This is a genomic window from Sphingomonas flavalba (assembly GCF_004796535.1).
Lineage (GTDB): Bacteria > Pseudomonadota > Alphaproteobacteria > Sphingomonadales > Sphingomonadaceae > Sphingomonas_L > Sphingomonas_L flavalba.
In genome coordinates, this window is record NZ_SPHY01000005.1 from 146,114 (window position 1) to 164,850 (window position 18,737).

An 18,737-nucleotide genomic window follows, 5' to 3' on the forward strand; every position below is an offset into this window, starting at 1 on the left:
TTCGGGCTCCTGCTTTCGCAGGCGCGCGGCTTAGTCGGCGTCGGCCTGTTCGGCGGCTTCGAAAGCATGGAGGCCGGCGGGGGTCAAATAGGGACGAACGAGGTTGATCAATACCGCATAGCCGCGGGCGATGACCCCCTCGTCGATCGCCTCGCCGAAGGTCTCGACATAGTTGATCCAGTGTTCCGACAGCACCCAACTGGTGGTCAGGAAGCGATCGAGGGTGTCGGCGTCCGCGGGCAGGGCGATCAGGCCCTGATCGGCGAGCGCCAGCATGAAGCGGCGCAGCGCCGCCATCCGCCGCTCGCGCAGTTCGTTGTAGCGGGCCCGGAGCAGCGGATCGTCGTTCAGGATGCCGACGAGGTCGCGGTAGAAGAAGCGGTAGCGGCAGACCATGTGCATCTGGCGCAGGAACATGAAGCGCATATGCGCCATCGTCGGCGTCCGGTCGTCGTTCGCCCAGTCCCCATGGATTTCGTCGCGCATCAGCGAGAAGACGTCGAGAATGATCTCCCGCCGGTTGCGGTAGTGGTAGTTCAGGTTGCCCTTGCTGATCCCGCATTCCGCCGCGATCCGGTTGGTCGAGACGCTGGCTGTGCCGAGGCGGTTGAACAGGGCGATCGCGGCTTCGAGGATGCGGGTTCTGGTGTCGCGGGGCGCCATGTGCGCTCAGCCTTGCTTGCGCGCGCGCTTGCGCCCGCCGCCGTCCCGTGTTCGGGGTGTCGTTAGGCCCATCGCCCTAATCCTCCGCTTTCGGCCGGGCATAGCGCCGGCCATGCTGCGTGGGAACCAGGAGGAGATGCTATCCGATGTCGGCAAGGACCGGCCCGTTCCCGGTGGCGGCGGCGCGCGTGCAGTTTCCGGCGCTGTTCCGCCCCGATCCGTTCGTCTATTTCGACAATGCCGCCGGGTCGCAGGTGCCGCGCGGCGTGATCGACGCGGTGACCACGCACCTGACCGAGCGCAACGTCCAGCGCGGCGGCCGCTATCCGGCGAGCATCGCCGTCGACGAGACGATCGCGCTGGGCCGGGCGAAGGTGGCGCTGCTGGTCAACGCGGCCGACCCGGACGAGATCGCCTTCGGCATGAACGCGACGTCGTTCATCCGCCTGGTCAGCCTGGCGATCGGCCAGACGCTGCGGCCGGAGCGCAGCGAGATCATCGTCACCGACATGGACCATGACGCCAATGTCGCCACCTGGACGGCGCTGGCCCCGATCGGCGCGACCGTCACCGTCTGGCGGATGCGCGCGGACGGGCGGCTGCATGTCGAGGACCTGCTGCCGCTGCTGTCGGAGCGGACGCGGCTGGTCGCCTGCACCGCGGTATCGCACGCGCTCGGCTCGATCGTCGACATCGCGGCGGTGGCGCGCGCCGCCCATGCGGTGGGGGCGGAGATGTTCCTCGACTGTGTCCACCTGACGCCGCATCTGCCGATCGACGTGCAGGCGTGGGATTGCGACTATCTGGTCTGTTCGGGCTACAAGGCCTTTTCCCCGCATATGGGCTTTTTGTGGGGCAAGCGCGACACGCTGGTCCGCCTGCCGACCTTCCGCGAGGATTTCATTCCCGACGCGCCGCCATGCAAGATCGAGGCGGGGACGTTCATCTACGAGAACGTCGCCGGCATGACGGCCGCCGTCGCTTATCTGGAGGCGCTGGCCGACATGCTGCCCGGCGCGGCGGCGCCGGCGGAGCCGCGCGCCCGGCTTGTCCACGCGATGGAGGCGGTGCGCCGGTACGAGCAGCAGCTATCGCGCGCGATGCTGGGCGTGCTGGAGCGCCACGGCGCCACCGTCTACGGCATTACCGATCCGGAGCAGATCCACCTGCGGGTGCCGACGCTGAGCTTCAACCTGCCCGGCATCGCCCCGGCCGCCGTTACCCGCCACATGGCCGCCGCCGGCATCGGCATTCGCGACGGGCATATGTACGCGCCGCGGCTGATGGCGCGGCTTGGCCTGGCGATGGACAGCGGCATGGTCCGCGCCTCGCTGCTCCATTACAACAGTATGGCGGAGGTCGAGCGGTTCGACGCGGCGCTGGCGGCGCTGGTCGGGGGGTAGGCGGGCGGGCCCGCCCGCGCCCGCGCTCAGCCGAACAGCAGCACGCCGTGGGCGCCGAGGACGGCGCCGGCGATGGTGACGAGGGCGGCGGCGAGCAGGATGCGGTGGGCGCGAATCGCGAAGGCGAAGGCGCGGTCGGAATCGGCCTCCGCCCGCTTGTGGAACCAGCGGTGGAGGAACAGCGGCTCGCCGACGAACAATAGCAGCACGAACAGCAGCCACACGCAGACCATCGCGTGCATCCACCAATAGCCCGGCTCGGCGAAGCGGTACCAGGCGTCCATCCGCCAGGTCATATAGAAGCCGGTCAGGCCGACGATGATGATCGACACCCGCGCCTGCGGGGCGAAGCGGGATTCGACCGCTTCGAACCGCGCCATCCGTTCCGCCGGGTCGGTGAGGCGGGCGACGCCGGGCAGAACGACCAGCGTCGCCATCGCCACGCCGCCGATCCAGTGGACGACGGCGAGGACGTGGAGCATCCGGGCGATGGCGAGATCAAGCATGTGAAGCAGCCTTTCCCGGCCGGTCAGTTGTCGCGGCCCTCGTCGACGCCGTGCGCGCGGGCGCCGGCGCGCTCATCATGGCCGCTGTTGGAACTGAGGAAGCCGATCGCCATCAGCCCGCCGCCGAGCACGACCGAGAAGAATACGCCGAGCGTGGTGGCGATGACGATCGTGCTGTTGAGCGGCGCGACCAGCCACAGGTAGAACAGCGCCATCCCCACCATCACGACGGCGGCGGCAACGGTGTAGCGCATGAGTTTGACGAAGCTGAGCCGCGCCGCGGTTTCCCTGGCGCCTGCCGGTTTGCTGATCATCGTTGGGTCTCCTCATCACGAGCGGGAAGCTCCGGCGGGCGGTCGTAGAAATCCACCTGCATCCGCATCGGCCCGTTCAGGGTCACCCAGTGCGGATCGTCGGGGTAGAGCAGGCCGGGGCGGCCGGGCGACAGGCGCTCGGTCGGCCGGCCATTGGCGAAGGACAGAGCGATTTCCCCGTCCAGCACGCGCAATACGCCCCACACGCCGGGCTTGGTCCGGTGCTGGTGGCGCAGAGCGTCGGGCAGATTGTTCTCGTCGAAAACCGGGGATGACCGGTAGGGCAGAGGAGCGCTCATCATCAGACCTTCAGCCTAGGGCGGCGGGCCGCGAGCGGAGAATGGCGCGGGCGTGGAGCTGGCCGGGCGATGCCGGCCGCCGTTGCTGCCCTTCGTCGATTGCGACCCGGTCGGTCATCGTCGCGTCCAAAACATGTATCAAGGATGCATCTATCCCAGCCGCCGGAAACATGCAATGGATATGCATGTTAAAAATGCGGCGATGCGGGCCGGGGGCACCCGGCGTGACGATGGAGCGACGATGCGACTGACGCGCTACACCGACTATGCGGTGCGCGTGCTGATGCACCTGGGCACCGACCCCGACCGGCTGGCGTCGATCGCGGAGATCGCGCATGCCTACGACATTTCGCAGAACCACCTGATGAAGGTCGTCCACGACCTGGGCAAGGCCGGCTATGTCGCCAGCGTGCGCGGGCGCGGCGGCGGCATCCGGCTGGCACGGCCGCCGGAGGCCATTCGCATCGGCGAGGTCATCCGCCATACCGAGGAAGGCTTCACCCTGACCGATTGCGAGAATTGCGTGATCGCCCCGGCCTGCGGCCTGACCCCGGTGGTGCGCGAGGCGCTCGCCGCCTTTCTGGCGGTGTTCGACCGCTATACGCTGGCCGATCTGCTCGGGCGGCGCGACGTGCTGCGCGGCCTGTTCCACCCGGCGGAAGAGGCGGGCGCGGCGGTGGGCGGCGGATTGCACTGAGTCGGGCGGACGGGCGGCACCGGCCCGCGCGGAAATCCGGGCTGGCGGGGGCGGGCGGTTGCCGCTATCGGGCGGGGATGACCGATACGCCGCCCGACCGCCTGAGCAACGACCCGTCCAGCCCGTTCTATGACGCCGACGCGTTGGGGCGCGGCATCGGCATCCGCTTCAAGGGCAATGAACGCCGCGACGTCGAGGAATATTGCGTCAGCGAGGGCTGGATCCGCGTCGCCCTCGGCAAGAAGATGGACCGGCGCGGCCGGCCGCTGACCATCAAGCTGTCCGGCCCGGTCGAGCCGCGGTTCGAGACGCCGGCGAGCGACGACGCGTAGGCGCGCTGCCGCGACAGCCCGGCCCATTGTTTGTTGGGGAACGGCGCCGGCCCGCGCCCCCACCCGACTTCCCAACGACAGTATCCTGAAATGGGGGGCCGGGTGGGGGCGCGGGCCGGCGCCGCACCGCATCGTGCTCCCGCGCAAGCAGGAGCCCATGGCGCGCAGGAACCAGGGATGGATCATCATCGTCCGAATGGCGATCCATCCTACCGGTTGATCGCGGCGGCCGCGCGGCGATATGCCCGACCGGACGGCAGGAGCGCGGACGGATGAAGACGGTTGACCCGGCACGACATGGTTTCGACGCGGAGCGGCTGGACCGGATCGACCGGTTCATCGCCGACCGTTATGTCGCGCCCGGCCGGTTCAGGGGCACCCAGTTGCTGGTCAGCCGCGACGGCGCGCCGGTCCATTTCTCGACGCGCGGGGTGATGGGCGAGGACGGCCGGCCGATGGCCGACGACGCGCTGTTCCGCATCGCGTCGATGACCAAGCCGGTCACCTCGGTCGCGTTCATGCAACTGGTCGAGGAAGGGCGCGTCGCGCTCGACGATCCGGTCGCGACGGTGATTCCGGAATGGAAGGACCTGGCCGTCCGCGCCGGCGGCGGGGGCGGTGCGCCGTTCGTCACCCGGCCACCGGCCCGGCCGATGCTGATGGTCGACCTGCTGCGCCATACTTCCGGCCTGACCTACAGTTTCCAGTATCGCGGCAATGTCGACGCCGCCTATCGCGCGACCAAGCTGGAGGACTGGTACGGGCCGCACGACCTGGACGCCGTCGTCCGGCTGCTCGCCGACATCCCGCTGGAATTCTCGCCGGGCGACGAGTGGAACTATTCGGTGTCGACCGACATCCTCGGCCTCGTCATCCAGCGGCTGACCGACACGCCGCTCGACGCGGTGTTCCGCGACCGCATCCTCGGCCCGCTCGGCATGGACGACACCGGCTTCGTCGTGCCGGACGCGAAGATCGACCGGCTGACCGATTGCTATGCAATGGCGCCGGGCAAGGGCATGCTGCTGTACGACGCGGCCGAGAGCAGCGCCTGGCGGCGGCCGCCGACCCAGCTTTCGGGCGGCGGCGGGCTGGTGTCCAGCGCCGCCGACTATCACCGCTTCTGCCGCATGCTACTCGCCAAGGGGACGCTCGACGGCGCGCGCATCCTGGCGCCGAAGACGGTCGAGCTGATGACGATCAACCACTTGCCGGGCGGCCGCGACATCGCGTCGATGTCGAAATCGCTGTTCAGCGAGGCGACCAACGCTGGCGCCGGCTTCGGCCTGGGCTTTGCGGTGACGACCGATCTGGCGGCGGTGATGCTGCCCGGGTCGGTCGGCGATTTCTATTGGGGCGGCATGTTCTCGACCGCATTCTTCGTCGATCCTGTGGAGCGTATCATCATGATCTTCATGGCCCAACTCAGCCCGTCCAATACCTGGCCGATCCGCCGCCAGATCAAGACGATGCTCTATGCCGCGCTGACCGAGACGCGCCGTGGCTGACGCCGAAACCCCTGCCGACCCGGCAAGCCTGATCGCGGCGCTGACCGCGCTGCTCGATGTCGAGCAGATCGACATCGACCTCTATCGCGGGCCGCAGAAGCCGGACGGCATCGGCCGGGTCTATGGTGGCCAGGTCATCGCCCAGGCGCTGGTCGCCGCCACCCACGCCACCCCGCCTGAGCGGGTGGTTCACTCGCTCCACGCCTATTTCATGCGGCCGGGGGACGAGGACCAGCCGATCATCTACCGGGTCAAGCGCGACCATGACGGCGGCAGCTTTTCCACCCGCCGGGTCATCGCCTTCCAGCGCGGCCAGCCGATCCTGTCGCTCGCCGCTTCGTTCCAGAAGCGCGAGTCGGGGCTTGCCCACCAGGCGGAGATGCCCGCCGTGCCGGCGCCGGAGGACCTGCCCGACGAGATGGAGCTGCGCCGCGCCTTCGCGCCGCGCGTACCGGAGAAATGGCGTCCGTTCTTCCTGCGCCCGCGCCCGTTCGAGATGCGGCCGGTCGGCAGCCATGGCTGGATGACCGGCGAGACGGAGCCGCCCGCCCAGCAGATCTGGCTGCGCGCCGCCGCCCCGGTCGGCGACGACCCGGCGCTGCACCGCGCGATGCTGGCCTATATGTCCGACATGTTCCTGCTCGGCACGGCGATGCGGCCGCACGGCGTAAGCTGGCTCGACGCCGACATGCAGACCGCCAGCCTGGACCACGCGCTGTGGCTGCACGAGGATTTCCGCGTCGACGACTGGCTGCTCTACACGACCGACAGCCCATGGGCCGGGGGCGGGCGCGGCTTCAACCGCGGCGCGCTGTTCACCCGCGACGGGCGGCTGATCGCCAGCGCCGCACAGGAGGGGCTGATCCGCCAGCGCGGTTAGGCGGGGGCGGCACCCTTGGAGGGCATGGGCTCCTGCTTTCGCAGGAGTACGGGTGGCCCCGAAGCCGGTTGAAGCGGCGCAGCGCCGTGGAGGGGCTGCCGCTTGGGCGGGGACGGCGATAGTGCGGTCAGCGCCAGTGCCAGTCGGCGTCGTCCTGGCCGAGCGCAGGCGGGGCGCGGTCGGCGACCATCGGTTCGCCGTCGAGCAGGATCGGGCCGCGCAGTTGCGGCAGCCGCCCGCCGGCGACGTGTGGGGCGGCCAGTTCCACCTGCATGCCGCGCGCCACCACCTGCGGGTCCGCGAACGCCTCGGCGACGCTGTTGATCGGGCCGGCGGGGACGCCTTGCGCCTCCAGCGCGGCGAGCAGGGTATCGCGCGCCATTGTCCCGGTTCGTGCGGCGAGCAGCGCGATCAGCGCCTCGCGGTTGGCGACACGCCCGGCGTTGGTCAGGAAGCGCGGGTCGTCGGCCAGTTCCGGCACGCCGAGCACCGCGCAGAAGCGCCGGTACTGCCGGTCGTTGCCGGTGGCGACGACGACCAGCCCGTCGGCGGTGGCGAACGGCTGGTAGGGGACCAGATTGGGGTGGCTGTTGCCGGTCAGCCCCGGCGACCGGCCGCTGACGAACAGGTTCATCGCCTGATTGGCGAGCACCCCGGTCATCACGTCGAGCAGCGCCATGTCGACATGGCCGCCCTCGCCGGTTTCGGCGCGGCGGTGGAGCGCGGCCAGCGCCGCGCCGGCGGTGTAGACGCCGGTGAACAGATCGGCGACGGCGACGCCGACGCGCTGCGGCTCGCGCCCCGGCTCGCCGGTGATCGCCATCAGCCCGCCCATCGCCTGGACCAGATAGTCGTAACCGGCGCGCGCCGCATAGGGCCCGGTCTGGCCGAAGCCGGTGATCGAGCAGTAGATCAGGCGCGGGTTGAGCGCGCGCAGCGCCGGCCAGTCCAGCCCGTAGCGGGCGAGGCCGCCGACCTTGAAATTCTCGATCAGGATATCGGCGTCGGTGGCGAGCGCCCTGATCCGCGCGATATCCTCCGCCGAATCGAAATCGGCGAGGATCGAGCGCTTGCCGCGGTTGCAGCTATGGTAATAGGCGGCCGACAGCGGCGCGCCGTCCGCGCCGGTGACGAACGGCGGACCCCAGGCGCGGGTGTCGTCGCCCGCCCCGCGCCGTTCAACCTTGATGACGTCTGCGCCCAGGTCCGCCAGCATCTGCCCGGCCCACGGCCCGGCGAGGATGCGGGCCAGTTCGAGGACGCGAACGCCGGCGAGCGGCTTCACGCGAAGGCCGACAGGCCGGTGATCGCGCGGCCGAGGATCAGCGCGTGGACGTCGTGCGCGCCTTCGTAGGTGTTCACCGTTTCCAGGTTCATCGCGTGGCGCATGACGTGATATTCCTCGGATATGCCGTTGCCGCCGTGCATGTCGCGGGCGGCGCGGGCGATGTCGAGCGCCTTGCCGCAATTGTTGCGCTTGATGATGCTGACCATTTCCGGCGCCAGCCTGCCTTCGTCGAACAGCCGGCCGACGCGCAGCGCCGCCTGCAGGCCGAGGGTGATTTCCGTCTGCATGTCGGCCAGCTTCTTCTGGACGAGCTGGGTGGCGGCGAGCGGGCGGCCGAACTGCTTGCGGTCGAGGGTGTAGGCGCGGGCGCGGTGCCAGCAATCCTCGGCCGCGCCCATCGCGCCCCAGGCGATGCCGTAGCGGGCGCGGTTGAGGCAGCCGAACGGCCCCTTCAGCCCCGACACATTGGGCAGCAGCGCGTCCTCGCCGACCTCGACGCCGTCGAGCATGATCATGCCGGTGGTCGAGGTGCGTAGCGACAGCTTGCCCTCTATCTTCGGCGCCGATAGGCCCTTCGCCCCCTTTTCGAGGACGAAGCCGCGGATCGCGCCGTCATGGGCGTCCGACTTCGCCCAGATGACGAACACGTCGGCGAAGGGGGCGTTTGAGATCCACGTCTTGGAGCCGGAGAGGCGGTAGCCGCCGTCGATTCTTTCCGCCCGCGTCCGCATGCCGCCGGGGTCGGAGCCGGCGTCCGGCTCGGTCAGGCCGAAGCAGCCGATCCATTCGCCGGTCGCCAGCCGGGGCAGGTATTTCGCCCGCTGCGCCGCGTCGCCATAGGCGAAGATCGGATGCATGACGAGCGACGACTGCACGCTCATCATCGAGCGGTAGCCGGAATCGACGCGCTCGACCTCCCGCGCGACGAGGCCGTAGGCGACATAGGAAGCACCTGCGCCACCATATTCCTCCGGCAGGGTCAGGCCGAGCAGGCCGAGTTCGCCCATCTCGCGGAAGATCGAGGGGTCCTGCGTCTCGTCGCGGAAAGCGGCGATGACCCGCGGGGCCAGCCTGTCCTGGGCATAGGCGTGGGCAGTGTCGCGGATTGCCCGTTCCTCGTCACTCAACTGCTCGTCGAGCAGCAGCGGATCGTCCCAGCGCAGGCGCGCGATCGTCTCAGCCATGTCAGCCTCCGGTTGCGGCCCGGCGGGCGGGCCAGAATAGTCGCCCGGCCCGGCCGCCTACAGGCGGGTCGCGGAGCTGACCGCTTCCGCCGCGCGCAGCGCCGCGAGGATGCGGGTCAGGTGGTGCAGGTCGCGCACTTCCAGGTCGAGCGAGAAACTGTGGAACCCGCCGTCGCGATTGTCGAGGCGCAGGTTCAGGATGTTCGCCTTGTGCGCGCCGATCACGCTGGCCATCACGCCGAGCGCGCCGGGTTCGTTCTTCAGCACCACCGCCAGCCGGGCGACGGCGCCGTCGGACCCGTCGCGCCACGACAGGTCGATCCAGTCGGCGTCGACGCCGTCGGCCAGCTTCGGGCAGCCGATGGCGTGGACCTCGATCGGCTCGTCCGGGTGGCGCAGGCCGACGATGCGGTCGCCCGGCACCGGGTGGCAGCACGGGGCGAGGACGAAGGCAACGCCGGGGGTCAGCCCCTTGATCGAGATCGCCTCGCGCTGGCGCGGCGCGGTTTCGGCGTCGCCGCCGGAGGAGCCGGGCATCAGCGCCTCCATCAGCCCGGCGTCGCTGACCTGGCCGCGGGCGATGGCGATCATCAACGCCGCCTCGTCATCCATCTTCAGCCGTTGCAGCGCCTCTTTCAGCGCGTTGGGCGCGAGCTGCGCGGGCAGGCGAGCGACGATCTCGTCATACAGCTTGCGGCCGAGCGCCATGCCCTCGTCCCGCTCCTTGTGGCGGACGAAGCGGCGGATGGCGGCGCGCGCCTTGCCGGTGACGACGAAGTTCAGCCAGGCCGGTTGCGGCTCCTGCGCCTTGGACCGCAATATCTGCACCTGATCGCCGTTGACGATCGGGGTGCGCAGCGGCACGACCCGGCCGTTGATCTTGGCGCCGACCGCGGTGTCGCCAAGGTCGGTGTGCACCGCATAGGCGAAATCGACCGGGGTCGCGCCCTTTGGCAACTGATACAGTTCCCCCTTCGGCGTGAAGGCGAAGATGCGGTCCTGGTACATCGCCATCCGGGTATGTTCGAGCAGCTCCTCCGGGCTGCCGGCGGTTTCCAGGATTTCGATCAGGTCCCTGATCCAGCCGACCTGCCCGTCCGGCCCCTTCTTGCTGTCCTGCTTGTAGGCCCAGTGGGCGGCGAGGCCGAATTCGGCCTGGGCGTGCATCGCCTCGCTGCGGATCTGGATTTCGACCCGCATGTTTTCGGCATGGATGACGGCGGTGTGCAGCGACTTGTAGCCGTTGCGCTTGGGCGTCGAGATATAGTCCTTGAACCGGCCCGGCACCATCGGCCAGCGACGGTGGATGATGCCGAGCGCCTTGTAGCAATCCTCCACCGTCGGCACGATCGCGCGGAACGCCATCACGTCCGACAACTGCTCGAAGCTGATGTGGCGTTCCTGCATCTTGCGCCAGATCGAGTAGGGGTGCTTGCGCCGGCCGCTGATCTCCGCGTCCAGCCCGCCGCGGCCGAGCAGCAGCTTCAGCCCGGCGGAGATCCGCGCGATCCGGTCGCCGCCGTCGGATTCGAGCAGTTCCAGGCGGCGGGTGATCGAGGTGTAGGCTTCCGGCTCAAGCTGCTGGAAGGCCAGCGTCTGCATCTCGTTCATGAACTCGTACATGCCGATCCGCTCGGCGAGCGGGGCGTAGATATCCATCGTCTCGCGGGCGATGCGGCGGCGGCGGTCCTCGTCCTTGATGAAATGGAGGGTACGCATGTTGTGCAGCCGGTCGGCGAGCTTGACCAGCAGCACGCGGATGTCGTCCGACATGGCGAGCAGGAATTTGCGCAGGTTTTCGGCGGCGCGCTCGTTTTCGGTCTGCGCCTCGATCTTCGACAGCTTGGTGACGCCGTCGACCAGCCGGGCGACGTTGCCGCCGAACAGCTTCTCGATCTCCGCCGGCGTCGCGACCGTGTCCTCGATCGTGTCGTGGAGGATGGCGGTGGCGATGGTCTCGTCGTCCAGCCGCAGGTCAGTCAATATGCCGGCGACTTCGATCGGATGGCTGAAATAGGGGTCGCCGGAAGCGCGCTTCTGGCTGCCGTGCGCCTGCATCGAAAACACATAGGCACGGTTGATCAGCGCCTCGTCGGCGTCGGGATCGTAGCTCTTGACCCGCTCTACAAGCTCATATTGACGCAGCATCGAGCCTAGATGGGGCCGCCCCCTGCCGCAATGCAACAGATTTCATGCGGGGTAGCCCGAAGGGCGCGAAGGGAGGGCGCGCGCCCTTCGAGCCGAGGCCCGCGCGGGTCATTTCGCGCGGGCGTTGCACTTGTCCAGCGCGGTGGCGTCGAACGCCTCGCCATCGGCGGTGAAGGCGGTCAGCCGGCCCAGCTCGCGGGCGGCCACGGCGCAGACAACCGCCGGGCGGCTGTCCCCCCGGCCGGACGCGCAACTGGTGCCGTCGCACGACCAGATCTGGTCGCGGATCACGGTGCGGCCGGCGGCGGGGGCGGCGGCCGGGATCGCGTTGTAGAAGGCGCCCGGCTGGGCAGCGGACGGGGCCGCGACGAACAGGGACGACGCGGTGAGCGCGGCGGCCAGGCTGAGAATACGAAGCATCGGGGTCATTCCCATTCCGCTGAGGGGCATCGCGATATTTACAGCGTCAAGTTTACGTCGTCAAGTTTCCATATGAAACCAGGCAGCATTTTTTCGTTTCGCCCGGCGCACGGGCTGGTCTAGCTCTGGCGGTCATGGAAAATCCCGCTCCCCTGCCGCATCTTGCGTTGCAGTGCAGCCTGCCGGCCGCGCTGGAGGCGATGGGCGAGCGCTGGTCCTTCCTGATCCTGCGCGCGGCGTTCAACGGCTTGCAGCATTTCCAGGAGATGCAGGCGAGCCTCGGCATCGCCCGCAATATCCTGGCGAATCGGCTGGCGCGGCTGGTCGCGGCCGGCATCCTGGAGCGGCAAGCCTGCCCCGGCGATCGCCGCAAGGTGGAATACCGGCTGACCGACAAGGGCGCGGCGCTGTTGCCGACGATGATCGCGCTGCGCCAGTGGGGGGAGCGGTGGGAGACCGGCTGCCCGTCCAACCCGGTGCTGGTCGACACCCGCGACGGCGCGCCGGTGCGGCCGATCCGCGTCTACGCCCATGACGGGCGGCCGCTGGAATGGGAGGATCTGTGCTTCCGCGACCGCGCGGAACTGGCCGGGCCGGCGGCCGAATAGCGCCTGGCGGCGGATGCGGGTCCGGTGGGCCCCTGCTTTCGCAGGAGCACGGGGTGATCGATCCGGGCCTCCCCCCGCCGTGGCGCGGGGGGGGCGGTTTCAGTTATTCGTAGTCGGCGCCGAGATTCTGGTTGCGCGGCGGGGCGGCGGCGGTCAGGCGCAGCGCCTCCGCCGACTGGCTGAGCGAACCGATCGCGTCGGGCGCGTCCTCGTCGTCGACCTGGACGCGCTGGAGCAGCTGGACCACCGACTCGCGCAGGTCGTCGGGGCGGATCGTCTCCTCGGCGATCTCGCGCAGGGCGACGACCGGGTTCTTGTCCCGGTCGCGGTCGAGGGTCAGATCGGCGCCGCCGGAAATCTGCCGCGCACGCTGCGCCGCGACCAGCACCAGGTCGAACCGGTTGGGCACCTTGTCGACACAATCCTCGACGGTAACGCGCGCCATAGTCGCTCCAGCTTCATCACGATGGAAGGAAGGGCTCGCAGGTAGCGATGCGACCCGCCGATGTCAATGAAAACGGAGGGCTGGCGCCGCCGGCTTGCCTCTCCGCGACGGGCGCGGCATCCCTGCGCGATGGGCGATGCGGCGACCGACGGGGACAACGCGCTGATCGACGGCAACCGGTTGCAGCTGATGACCGAGGGGCCGGAGCATATGGCCGCGCTGATCGACCTGATCGACGGCGCGGAGCACAGCCTGCGCCTGCTCTATTACACCTTCGCGCCCGACCATGCCGGGCTGCGGGTGCGCGACGCGCTGATGGCGGCGGCGGTGCGCGGCGTGAAGGTGTCGCTGCTCGTCGACGGTTTCGGCAGCGTCGAGGCCTGCGACCGTAATTTCTTTGCGCCGCTGGCCGATCTGGGCGCCGCCTTTTGCTGCTTCATCCCGCGTTTCGGCCGCCGCTATCTGCTGCGCAACCACCAGAAGATGGCGTTGGCGGACGACAGGCGGGTGCTGATCGGCGGGTTCAATATCGCCGACGATTATTTCCTGTCGCCGGCAGAGGGCGGCTGGCGCGACCTGGGCCTGATCCTCGACGGGCCGGCGGCCGAGCCGCTTGCCGTCTATTTCGACCGGCTGCTCGAATGGAGCCAGCACCCGCACCCACGGCTGCGCGCGCTGCGCCGGGCATTGAAGGGCTGGCAGCCGCGCCACGGACGGGTGCACTGGCTGCTCGGCGGGCCGACCCGGCGGCTGAACCCGTGGGCGCGGGCGGTGAAGCGCGAATTGCAGCACGCCCACCGGCTGGACCTTGGCACCGCCTATTTCGCGCCGAACCCGGCGATGCTGCGGCGGGTGGAGCGGATCGGCCGGCGCGGCGCGGCGCGGGTGATGACCGCCGCCTGGTCCGACAACACGACGACGATCGGCGCGGCGCGCTTCTGCTATGCCGGGCTGCTGCGCCGGGGGGTCAGGGTGTTCGAATACCAGCCGGGCAAGCTGCACACCAAGCTGATGGTCGTCGAGGACCGCGCCCATATCGGCAGCGCCAATTTCGACATCCGCAGCCTGTACCTGAACATGGAGATCATGCTGGCGGTGAAGGACGCCGGCTTCGCCGACCGGATGCGCGCCTATTTCGACGGCGAACTGGCGCAGTGCCGCGAATGGACGCTGGCCGACGTCACCGGCTGGCGCACGCTGCTGCTGCGGATGCGCTGGGCGCTGTGCTATTTCGTGGTCGCGGTGCTGGACTACAACATCACCAGCCGGCTGAATTTCGATGTGGATGGCGCCTGAACGGCGGGGTCAGTCCTTCCACGCCCAGTAGAGCTGGGCCGGGGGGACGTTCCAGAATTCGAAGCCGTGGTCGATCCGCTCGAAATGCGGGGCGATGAAGTCGCGGACCCTGGGGCTGAACTGATAGACGAGGAAGGCGCCGCCGGGGCGCAGGATCGCCGCCGTTTCCGACGCGATGCGCGGGCCGACGCCGGCGGGCAGGGTGGAGAAGGGCAGGCCCGACAGTATATAGTCGGCGTGGGCGAAGCCATGGTCGCGCACGATGCGGCCGACATCGGCGGCGGAACCGTTGACCACCTTGAAACGCGGGTCGGGGATCTCGTCGCGCAGGTAGGAGACGAAGTCCGGATTGGTATCGATCGCGATCAGCATCGCATCCGGCGCCAGCTTTTCCAGAACCGGGCGGCAGAAGGTGCCGACGCCGGGGCCGTATTCCACGAACAGTTTCGTTGAAGCCCAATCCACCGGCTTCAGCATCTTGTCGATCAGCATCGGCGATGAGGGGATAATCGAACCGACCATGACCGGATGCTTCAGAAAGCCCGAGAAGAACATCGCCAGCGGCCGGCTACGGTGCGCGAAGCTGTTGCGGGACTTGGTGCGATGCTGGGCGGAAGAAACGGACATCATGACTCCGTGAACGGTCCTGAAATCGTGCCGTCGCAAATCCGTGGCCTTTATTCAAGCGCGCGCCGCTCCTATGGCATCGGTATGGCGCAAATTCTTACCGGCATGACCGCCGTCATCTTCGTCTCGACGCGCAGCGTGGACGACGACGCCGGTTATGCGGCGGCGGCTGAGACGATGGTCCGGCTCGCCGCCCGCCAGCCCGGCTATGTCGATATCGTCAGCGTCCGCGCCGCCGACCGGCGCGGGATCACGATCAGCTATTGGGCGGACGAGGCGGCGGCGCTGGCCTGGCGCGACCAGCCGGAACACAGGGCGATCCGCGAGCGCGGCCGGGGCGTGTGGTATGACGACTATCAGGTCGTCGTCGCCACGGTCGACCGCGCCTATGCCTGGACGCGGGCGTGAAGCAGCAACTGGCGGGGCCGGGGCGCGTCGACCGCGATTTCGGCCTGCTGTTCCTGGTCATGCTGACCATCGCTGCCGGTAATACCGCGCTGCAATCGGTGCTGCCCGCGCTCGGCCGGTCGCTCGGCGTGCGCGACAGCGCCGTCGCCCTCGCGTTTTCGGTGTCGGCGCTGGTCTGGGTGGTGGTCGCCCCGGCCTGGGCGCGGCGGTCCGACCGGTCGGGGCGCAAGCGGATGGTCGCGATCGGCATCGCCGGCTTCACCCTGTCGGTCATCCTGTGCGGCGTGTTCCTGGCGGCCGGGGTGCTCGGCTGGATCGGCGGCACGGCGGCGATGGTCGCCTTCATCCTTGCCCGGATCATCTATGGCGGCTTCGGCGCGGCGGCGCCGCCGGCGGCGCAGGCGATGGTCGCCGCGCGCACCGGGCGGGAGGAGCGGACGCGGGCGCTGACCCTGCTCGCCTCCGCCTTCGGCCTCGGCACGATCCTGGGGCCGGCCTTCGCGCCGTTCTTCGTGCTGCCGCTGGTCGGGCTGGCCGGCCCGGCCTTCGTCTTCGCTGGCTTCGGCGCGGTCGTGCTGTGGCTGGTCCTGCGCCACCTGTCCGACGACACGCTGGAGGTGACCACGAAAGGTGCGGCGACCAGCTATCCGTCGATCGGCGGCGAGGGCACCGGCGCCAGCATCGTCGCCGCCACCGCCGAGGGGCCGCCGCGCGAGATCAAGCTGACCGACCGGCGGATCTGGCCGTGGATGGTTGTCGGCCTGGTCACCGGCCACGCCCAGGCGATGACCAGCCAGGCGATCGGCTTCCTCGTCATCGACCGGCTCGGCCTGCCGCCGATCGAGGCGCAGCAGGCGATCGGCATCGTGCTGATGACCGGGGCGGGGGCGACGCTGCTCGCCCAATGGGGGGTGATCCCGCTGCTCGACCTGAGCCCGCGCAGCCTGGCGATCTGGGGCGGGATCAGCGCCGCGGCCGGCTGCGCGCTGATCGGCGTCGCCGGATCACTCTACGCGATCGCGGTGGCAACCGGCATCGCCTCGCTCGGCTTCGGCTTCCTGCGGCCGGCCTTCACCGCCGGCGCGTCGCTGGCGGTCGGCGCGGAGGAGCAGGGGGCCGTCGCCGGGCGGACGACGGCGGTCAACGGCGCGGCCTATGTCCTCGGCCCGTCGATCGGCGTCGGCCTGTACGAACTGTGGGGGCCGCTGCCCTACCTTGTCGCCGGCGCGGCGCTGTTCGTCCTCGCCGGCTATGCGATCGTCAGTCTCCGCCCTTCTGCCCGCGCGGAGTGAGCATGCCGGGCGCGACGAAGCCGATCGTGTCCATGCCGCTCGCATCCTGCTTCAGCTTGGCGGCGATCTGCTCGTAATCGCGCTCCATTTCCTGCGTCACCGAGGCGCGGGTGGTTTTCAGCCCATCCTCGAAATCGGCCATCGTCACCTCGACCGAGTCGAGCGAGCGGCGCAGCGCGCTGAGGCCGGCGCGGCGGACCAGGTCCTCCAGGTCGGCGCCGGTGAACCGCTCCGTCCGCGCCGCCAGCACGTCGAGGTCGACATCGCCGGCGATCGGCATGCGGGCGGTGTGAATGCCGAGGATGCGCCGCCGCCCCGCCTCGTCGGGCACGCCGACATAGACCAGCTCGTCGAAGCGGCCGGGGCGGAGTAGCGCCGGGTCGATCAGGTTGGGCCGGTTGGTCGCGCCGATGACGACGACCGACTGCAGTTCCTCCAGCCCATCCATCTCGGCGAGGATGGTGTTGACCACCCGTTCCGTCACCTGCGGCTCGCCCAGCCCGCCGCCGCGCATCGGAACCAGGGAATCCAGCTCGTCGAGGAAGATCACCGTCGGCGCCACCTGTCGCGCGCGGCTGAACAGGCGGGCGATCTGCTGTTCGCTCTCGCCGTACCATTTGCTCAGCAGGTCGGACGACTTGGTGGCGATGAAATTGGCCTGCGCCTCATGCGCGACCGCCTTGGCGAGCAGCGTCTTGCCGGTGCCGGGCGGGCCGTAAAGCAGGAAGCCCTTGGCCGGACGGATGCCGAGCCGCCTGAACGCCGCCGGGTCCTTCAGCGGCATCTCGACGCCCTCGCGCAGCCGTTCGCGCGCTTCGTCGACGCCGCCGATGTCGTCCCAGCGCGTCGTCGGCGCCTGGACCATCACCTCGCGCATCGCCGACGGCTGCACCCGTTTCAGCGCCTCGACGAAATCGGCGCGGGTGACGGACAGCGATTCCAGCACATCCGGCGGGATCGTCCGTTCCTCCAGGTTGATGCGCGGCATGATCCGCCTGACCGCCTCGATCGCCGCCTCGCGGGTCAGCGCGGCAAGGTCGGCGCCGACGAAGCCGAAGGTGGTGCGCGCCAGTTCGTCCAGGTTGACGGCTTCGCCGAGCGGCATGCCGCGGGTGTGGATCGCCAATATCTCGCGCCGGCCAGGCTCGTCTGGCACGCCGATGATGATCTCCCGGTCGAAGCGGCCGGGGCGGCGCAGCGCCTCGTCGATCGCCTCGGGGCGGTTGGTCGCGGCGATCACCACCAGGTTGGCGCGCGCCTCCAGCCCGTCCATCAGCGTCAGCAACTGGGCGACCAGCCGCTTTTCCGCCTCGCCCTGCACCTGGCCGCGCTTCGGCGCGATCGAATCGATCTCGTCGATGAAGATGATCGACGGCGCCCGCTGGGTCGCCTGCTCGAACACCTCGCGCAGCGCCTTCTCGCTCTCGCCATAGGCGGAGCCCATGATCTCCGGGCCGTTGATCAGGAAGAATTCGGCATCGCTCTCGTTGGCGACGGCGCGAGCCAGCCGGGTCTTGCCGGTGCCGGGCGGGCCGTGGAGCAGCACCCCGCGCGGCGGATCGACGCCCAGCCGCTGGAACAGCTCGGGGTAGCGCAGCGGCAATTCGACCATCTCGCGCAACTGGTGGATGGTCGCGCCGAGGCCGCCAATGTCGTCATAGGTGACGTCGGCGCGGCGGGCGTCGCGCGGCTCCTCATATTCCGGGCGCAGCTCGACCTCGGTATTCTCGTCGATATGGACGATGCCCTTGGGCGCCGCGGCGACGACGACCAGCCGGATCTCCTGCAGCGCATAGGCCGGCGCCGCGATCATCTGCCGCACCTGCGGCGGCACGTTGGATTGCTGGTGGCCGGCGGTGGCGACGACGTCGCCGGCGCTGAGCGGGCGGCCGTAGAAGGTGCGCTTCAGCGCCATCGACGATCCCTGGAGCCGCAGATTCTGCTGGGCGGGGGCAAAGACGACGCGCTGCGCCGGCTTCGATTCCGCCTTGCGCAGGGTGACGATGTCGCCGGAGCCGGCGCCGGCATTGGCGCGCTGGAGGCCGTCGAGGCGCAGGATGTCGAGCCCCTCGTCCTCGCTGTAGGGGAGCAGCGCGCGAGCGGCGGTAGTGCGCTTGCCGACGATCTCGACGACGTCGCCTTCCTGCAGGCCAAGCGCGGTCATCACCGCGCGGGGAATGCGGGCGAGGCCGCGGCCGCTATCCTCCGGCCGGGCGTTGGCAACCTGGATCTTCCGCCCCTCGTCACTGTCGGCCATGGCCGCCTTGCCCTCTCTTTGCATTCGTCGGACGCTAGACATAGGAGTGCCGCCGGCAGGTTGCGACCCCCTTGTGCTTCGGGCAGGAGGGAGAGGCGCGGGCAAAAAAAGAGCCGGCCCCGAAGGACCGGCCTTGAAGTTTTAGGAGAGGATGCCTGAAAG

At 69.4% G+C, this 18,737-nt stretch carries 21 protein-coding genes; 9 read left to right on the forward strand and 12 right to left on the reverse strand.

The annotated features are described in order from the left end of the window. Positions 1-30: 30 nt before the first annotated feature. Positions 31-663, reverse strand: coding sequence for a TetR/AcrR family transcriptional regulator (locus E4A53_RS07175; protein WP_136162404.1), 633 nt, complete (start codon positions 661-663; stop codon positions 31-33). A 146-nt stretch (positions 664-809) separates the two neighbouring features. On the opposite strand from E4A53_RS07175, the gene E4A53_RS07180 reads away from it, so the two are divergent. Further along, positions 810-2,066 (forward strand): cysteine desulfurase-like protein, encoded by a 1,257-nt coding sequence (locus E4A53_RS07180; protein ID WP_136162405.1) that lies wholly within the window; start codon positions 810-812, stop codon positions 2,064-2,066. Between the two features lie 26 nt (positions 2,067-2,092). Here E4A53_RS07180 and E4A53_RS07185 read toward each other — a convergent pair whose 3' ends face one another. From E4A53_RS07185 to E4A53_RS15010, 4 genes are read right to left on the reverse strand one after another with little or no spacing between them, the layout of a single operon-like run. Next, positions 2,093-2,572: a hypothetical protein gene (locus E4A53_RS07185; RefSeq protein ID WP_136162406.1), complete on the reverse strand. Its 480-nt coding sequence runs from the start codon at positions 2,570-2,572 to the stop codon at positions 2,093-2,095. A gap of 23 nt (positions 2,573-2,595) precedes the next feature. Further along, positions 2,596-2,886 carry a hypothetical protein gene (locus E4A53_RS07190; protein ID WP_136162407.1) on the reverse strand — a complete coding sequence of 97 codons (291 nt, stop codon included), beginning with the start codon at positions 2,884-2,886 and terminating at the stop codon, positions 2,596-2,598. Beyond that, complete coding sequence (locus E4A53_RS07195) at positions 2,883-3,188, reverse strand: TehB family protein (RefSeq protein ID WP_420822613.1); 306 nt, start codon at positions 3,186-3,188, stop codon at positions 2,883-2,885. Before E4A53_RS07195 ends, E4A53_RS07190 begins: the two co-directional genes overlap by 4 nt. Before the next feature lie 7 nt (positions 3,189-3,195). Beyond that, complete coding sequence (locus E4A53_RS15010; protein WP_275401798.1) at positions 3,196-3,327, reverse strand: hypothetical protein; 132 nt, start codon at positions 3,325-3,327, stop codon at positions 3,196-3,198. A gap of 99 nt (positions 3,328-3,426) precedes the next feature. Between E4A53_RS15010 and E4A53_RS07200 the strand changes: the two genes are divergently transcribed. The 4 genes from E4A53_RS07200 (at position 3,427) to E4A53_RS07215 (ending at position 6,602) form a co-directional block, all read left to right on the forward strand. Continuing rightward, the gene (locus E4A53_RS07200; protein ID WP_136162408.1) at positions 3,427-3,882 is read left to right on the forward strand and encodes an RrF2 family transcriptional regulator; all 456 of its coding nucleotides are present in this window, start codon (positions 3,427-3,429) and stop codon (positions 3,880-3,882) included. A 77-nt stretch (positions 3,883-3,959) separates the two neighbouring features. Next, complete coding sequence (locus E4A53_RS07205; protein WP_136162409.1) at positions 3,960-4,214, forward strand: DUF3297 family protein; 255 nt, start codon at positions 3,960-3,962, stop codon at positions 4,212-4,214. A 272-nt stretch (positions 4,215-4,486) separates the two neighbouring features. After that, positions 4,487-5,722: a serine hydrolase domain-containing protein gene (locus E4A53_RS07210; protein ID WP_136162410.1), complete on the forward strand. Its 1,236-nt coding sequence runs from the start codon at positions 4,487-4,489 to the stop codon at positions 5,720-5,722. Continuing rightward, the gene (locus E4A53_RS07215; RefSeq protein ID WP_136162411.1) at positions 5,715-6,602 is read left to right on the forward strand and encodes an acyl-CoA thioesterase; all 888 of its coding nucleotides are present in this window, start codon (positions 5,715-5,717) and stop codon (positions 6,600-6,602) included. The genes E4A53_RS07210 and E4A53_RS07215 overlap by 8 nt, the downstream gene beginning before the upstream one ends. Positions 6,603-6,729: 127 nt before the next feature. On the opposite strand, the gene E4A53_RS07220 is transcribed toward E4A53_RS07215, so the two are convergent. The 4 genes from E4A53_RS07220 to E4A53_RS07235 all read right to left on the reverse strand — a co-directional run bounded on the left by E4A53_RS07220 (position 6,730) and on the right by E4A53_RS07235 (position 11,642). Further along, the gene (locus E4A53_RS07220) at positions 6,730-7,887 is read right to left on the reverse strand and encodes a CaiB/BaiF CoA transferase family protein (protein ID WP_136162412.1); all 1,158 of its coding nucleotides are present in this window, start codon (positions 7,885-7,887) and stop codon (positions 6,730-6,732) included. Then, positions 7,884-9,074 (reverse strand): acyl-CoA dehydrogenase, encoded by a 1,191-nt coding sequence (locus E4A53_RS07225; RefSeq protein ID WP_136162413.1) that lies wholly within the window; start codon positions 9,072-9,074, stop codon positions 7,884-7,886. The genes E4A53_RS07220 and E4A53_RS07225 overlap by 4 nt, the downstream gene beginning before the upstream one ends. Before the next feature lie 57 nt (positions 9,075-9,131). Continuing rightward, positions 9,132-11,222, reverse strand: a complete 2,091-nt coding sequence (locus tag E4A53_RS07230; RefSeq protein WP_136162414.1) for a RelA/SpoT family protein — start codon at positions 11,220-11,222, stop codon at positions 9,132-9,134. A gap of 108 nt (positions 11,223-11,330) precedes the next feature. Beyond that, positions 11,331-11,642, reverse strand: a complete 312-nt coding sequence (locus tag E4A53_RS07235) for a CC_3452 family protein (RefSeq protein WP_136162415.1) — start codon at positions 11,640-11,642, stop codon at positions 11,331-11,333. Between the two features lie 134 nt (positions 11,643-11,776). Between E4A53_RS07235 and E4A53_RS07240 the strand changes: the two genes are divergently transcribed. Next, positions 11,777-12,250: a winged helix-turn-helix transcriptional regulator gene (locus E4A53_RS07240; RefSeq protein ID WP_136162416.1), complete on the forward strand. Its 474-nt coding sequence runs from the start codon at positions 11,777-11,779 to the stop codon at positions 12,248-12,250. 103 nt (positions 12,251-12,353) lie between these two features. On the opposite strand, the gene rpoZ is transcribed toward E4A53_RS07240, so the two are convergent. After that, on the reverse strand, positions 12,354-12,695 hold the full coding sequence (gene rpoZ / locus E4A53_RS07245) for a DNA-directed RNA polymerase subunit omega (RefSeq protein ID WP_136162417.1): 342 nt from the start codon (positions 12,693-12,695) through the stop codon (positions 12,354-12,356). A gap of 129 nt (positions 12,696-12,824) precedes the next feature. Here rpoZ and E4A53_RS07250 point away from each other — a divergent pair, with 129 nt between their 5' ends. After that, positions 12,825-13,991 (forward strand): phospholipase D-like domain-containing protein, encoded by a 1,167-nt coding sequence (locus E4A53_RS07250; RefSeq protein ID WP_136162418.1) that lies wholly within the window; start codon positions 12,825-12,827, stop codon positions 13,989-13,991. Positions 13,992-14,000: 9 nt separating this feature from the next. Here E4A53_RS07250 and E4A53_RS07255 read toward each other — a convergent pair whose 3' ends face one another. Continuing rightward, positions 14,001-14,618, reverse strand: coding sequence for a class I SAM-dependent methyltransferase (locus tag E4A53_RS07255; protein WP_239018173.1), 618 nt, complete (start codon positions 14,616-14,618; stop codon positions 14,001-14,003). 84 nt (positions 14,619-14,702) lie between these two features. On the opposite strand from E4A53_RS07255, the gene E4A53_RS07260 reads away from it, so the two are divergent. Beyond that, positions 14,703-15,026 (forward strand): antibiotic biosynthesis monooxygenase family protein, encoded by a 324-nt coding sequence (locus tag E4A53_RS07260; RefSeq protein WP_136162419.1) that lies wholly within the window; start codon positions 14,703-14,705, stop codon positions 15,024-15,026. A 59-nt stretch (positions 15,027-15,085) separates the two neighbouring features. Beyond that, positions 15,086-16,318: an MFS transporter gene (locus E4A53_RS07265; protein WP_136162455.1), complete on the forward strand. Its 1,233-nt coding sequence runs from the start codon at positions 15,086-15,088 to the stop codon at positions 16,316-16,318. On the opposite strand, the gene E4A53_RS07270 is transcribed toward E4A53_RS07265, so the two are convergent. Next, the gene (locus E4A53_RS07270; RefSeq protein ID WP_136162420.1) at positions 16,287-18,575 is read right to left on the reverse strand and encodes a CDC48 family AAA ATPase; all 2,289 of its coding nucleotides are present in this window, start codon (positions 18,573-18,575) and stop codon (positions 16,287-16,289) included. The genes E4A53_RS07265 and E4A53_RS07270 overlap by 32 nt on opposite strands. Positions 18,576-18,737 lie beyond the last annotated feature (162 nt).